This window comes from Photobacterium sp. OFAV2-7, from assembly GCF_022347985.1.
Taxonomy (GTDB): Bacteria; Pseudomonadota; Gammaproteobacteria; order Enterobacterales; family Vibrionaceae; genus Photobacterium.
This window is the reverse complement of the sequence record NZ_JAKRFQ010000548.1, coordinates 1-3,506: the sequence shown is the minus strand read 5'-3', so window position 1 is coordinate 3,506 and position 3,506 is coordinate 1. Positions and strand designations below refer to the sequence as shown.

Below are 3,506 nucleotides of genomic sequence, written 5' to 3'. Positions count from 1 at the left end.
AGCGATTTGCTCGTTGGAGCCTCGGAAAGACAACCCGATTTTTTCGCCATTTTGTCCGTTTAGCGACATAAGTTGACCCATCGTCGAAAGTCAGCCACCAACATACTTGATAACCTATTCAGCATCAAATCCCATGCGATCAGGACCACCAATGAAAACCACATCGCACAACAAACCATGGCAAACGCCACAAACCTTTTTAATTCTCATCTCTATCGTTGTGCCTATCGCTTTTGCCAGCTGGCAGGCGCTGCTCAACAACTTTGTTATTGAGAAAGCCGCTTTTACCGGTGCTGACATCGGTATATTGCAAAGCGTACGCGAAATCCCGGGCTTTCTGGCCTTTACCGCCGTCTTTATGCTGCTGTTTATCAAAGAGCAGAAGTTCATCGTTCTCTCTTTGGCCATGCTAGCCACAGGCGTCGCAATTACCGGGTTCTTTCCATCCTTTGCCGGGCTACTGTGTACGACACTGCTGATGTCCGTCGGCTTCCATTATTTTGAAACCCTGAAACAGTCGCTGTCCCTGCAGTGGTTGTCCAAAGATCAGGCACCCGAGGTGCTGGGGAAGCTCATCTCGGTCGGTGCGCTGGCATCGCTTATCACCTATGCCTGCCTGTGGGTGTTGCTTGAGCAACTGGCCCTGGACTTTAAATGGGTATACCTCATTGCCGGTACCGTATCCCTTTGCTTGGTCATCTTTATCTGGTTAGGGTTCCCCACCTTTGAGGCCAAAACCGCTCAGCATAAAAAACTCATTTTGCGTAAACGATACTGGCTCTATTACGCCCTCACCTTTATGAGCGGTGCCAGAAGGCAGATTTTTACCGTTTTCGCCGGCTTCCTAATGGTCGAGAAATTTGGCTACTCTGCCGCCGACATCGCACTGCTGTTTTTGATTAATCACTTATTCAATTGGTTGTTTGCTAAAAAGATCGGTCAAATCATAGGTAAAGTTGGCGAAAGAAAAGCGCTGATATTCGAATACATCGGCCTGGTACTGGTCTTTGTCAGCTATGCCTTTGTCGAGTCCGCCCAATGGGCTGCAGGACTGTATGTCATCGACCACCTGTTCTTTGCACTGGCGCTCGCAATCAAGACTTATTTCCAGAAAATTGCCGATCCGGCGGATATTGCCTCAACCGCAGGCGTCGCCTTTACCATCAACCACATTGCAGCTGTTGTCATACCGGTAGGGTTTGGTTTGCTATGGTTAGTCTCACCGGCCAGCGTCTTCATTGCCGGTGCCTTGATGGCAGGCCTGTCGCTGATACTGGCTTTCAACATTCCATCCCAACCGGAGCAAGGCAACGAAGTGATAAAGCTAAGATGGGCCTAACCATTAACATCTATGCAAAAGATGCCTGACACAACATACCGCCTGACACTAAGTTAGGCGGTTTCACCTTCCTTTTTTCAATAATACTCCTTTGATCTTTAAAGCTTTGGTACTGATTCCAATTGTCACCATCATTCTTCTTTGTGTTCAGAGGTTCTTATGTATAATGCACTTGAGAATAATTTTCATTAACATTGATAAGTACAAGGATACTCATGTCACAAGTAGGTGCGCCTTCCCCCCGTCGACCTATTCGCCCCTTTCTGGTCTCAGTCAAAGACATAATCGATGTGTCACCGTCATTACGTCGCATTTGCTTCACCAGCCCACAGCTGGCGAACTATCCCGATGCCAGTGGCGGCGAGCATATCAAAATCATGATGGCGCACGGCAACCAGGCTGAACCTGTCTTGCCGACGTTAACGGAAAAAGGGCCTCGTTGGCCGAACCCCAATGATAAACCTGTCATTCGCACATTCAGTATCCGCGCATTCCGACGCGACGCCTGTGAAATAGACATCGACTTTGCCTTGCACGGCGACAACGGCCCGGCAACCCGGTTCGCCCAAAACGCCAAACCCGGCGATACCCTGGCAATATCTGGCCCGGGAGGTCCAACACCTATGCTACAACCCGCTCGGTTTTATTACATGGCTGGCGATCTGACTGCCCTGCCAGCCATCAGTGCCATGATAGAAGTGATGCCAGCCACCTGTCAGGGGCATATTGCCGTGTTAGTTCCAACCACGGAAGCCATTCAAGATCTGCCTGTTCCCGAAGGAGTGACGTTGACCTGGGTAATAGGCAACCCCGAAGAAAGTGAAAAACTCACACGCCCATTCATCCAGCAAGACATGACAACCACCCAAAGCTATTTCTGGTTCGGTGGCGAGGAAAGTCTGGTGGTACCGCTCCGCAACCATGTTCGCCGTGATCTGGGGGTCGAGCGCACAGCAATTTATGCCGTGCCGTATTGGCGCTTTGGCAAAGATGAAGAGGCCTACCATCAAAACCGCCATGCGGTAATGGATAGCAAATAATGTGACAGGTGTTAAACAGGATTCAAAACACGAAAGAATCGCAAAACAATAAAAACAGCGATCAGGAAGTACGGTACACCGCAACATAGCGAGAGAGTGATGTCATTTCATAATGACAAAGAAGGAATTTAACATGGCTATTCACCCGTCAGTGATGAGAACGACGTCTTGGCGTCAGCTTCCTTCACCGGCAGAACTGCTCAGTGACTACCCGTGCACGGTCGACACTGAACACCACATCATGGAATCACGCAAACATGTAAGAGAGATTTTACGGGGCAATGATGACCGCTTGCTGGTGATCATCGGACCTTGTTCGATCCATGATCCCAAGGCTGCATTTGCGTACGCCGAGAAATTGAAGCCACTTATCGATCAATTCAATGATCACCTACATATCGTGATGCGGACTTATTTCGAAAAACCGCGCACCACCACGGGCTGGAAAGGACTCATATTCGATCCGCACCTAGACGGCAGCAATGATCTTCTGGCCGGGCTTACCCAGGCCAGAAAGCTGGTTCTTGGCATCAATGAGTTAGGCGTTCCAACTTCTACAGAGTTTCTCGACAACACCAGTTTCTTATATCTGGCCGATCTCATGAGCTGGGGAGCCATTGGCGCACGAACGACCGAATCCCAGGTACACCGGCAATTTACCTCAGGTTTACCCTGCCCCGTCGGCTTCAAAAATGGTACTGACGGCAATGTTCGTATTGCAACCGATGCCATTCTATCGAGCCGCTCCCCCCACCTATTCACCGTAGCAGGTCATGATGGCCAGTTATATGCGGTAGAGAGTACAGGCAACGCTGACTGTCACATCATTTTGCGCGGGGGAAGGCAGCCCAATTACAGCCCAAGTGATATTCAGGCTGCCAGCGAGGCGCTGAAGAAGGCCGGACTGCCCGCCAGCCTGATGGTTGACTGCAGCCATGGCAACAGTCAAAAACAACATAAAAATCAGCTGGTCGTCGCTCAGTCACTGTGCGACCAAATCTCACAAGGCGAGCAAGCTATCACCGCCATCATGGCCGAAAGCTTCCTTGAAGAAGGACGGCAGGACATCAGCGACAACATGACCTATGGTCAGTCCGTCACCGATGCCTGTCTTAACTGGCATGATA

The 3,506-nt window shown here is 50.1% G+C and carries 3 protein-coding genes; all 3 read left to right on the top strand.

The window, feature by feature from the left end; genetic code table 11:
* Positions 1-151: 151 nt before the first annotated feature.
* Positions 152-1,339 carry an MFS transporter gene (locus MHN01_RS20660; RefSeq protein ID WP_239413147.1) on the top strand — a complete coding sequence of 396 codons (1,188 nt, stop codon included), beginning with the start codon at positions 152-154 and terminating at the stop codon, positions 1,337-1,339.
* 215 nt (positions 1,340-1,554) lie between these two features.
* A complete protein-coding gene (locus MHN01_RS20655) occupies positions 1,555-2,379 on the top strand; it encodes a siderophore-interacting protein (RefSeq protein WP_239413146.1) in 825 nt (274 codons plus the stop codon).
* Between the two features lie 133 nt (positions 2,380-2,512).
* The coding region (locus tag MHN01_RS20650; protein ID WP_239413145.1) for a 3-deoxy-7-phosphoheptulonate synthase at positions 2,513-3,506 on the top strand (994 nt) is incomplete at its 3' end.

What these genes read in the sequence shown, in the direction of transcription:
- MHN01_RS20660 (WP_239413147.1), top strand. Translation starts at nt 152, where the DNA reads ATGAAAACCACATCGCACAACAAACCATGGCAAACGCCACAAACCTTT.
- MHN01_RS20655 (WP_239413146.1), top strand. Translation starts at nt 1,555, where the DNA reads ATGTCACAAGTAGGTGCGCCTTCCCCCCGTCGACCTATTCGCCCCTTT.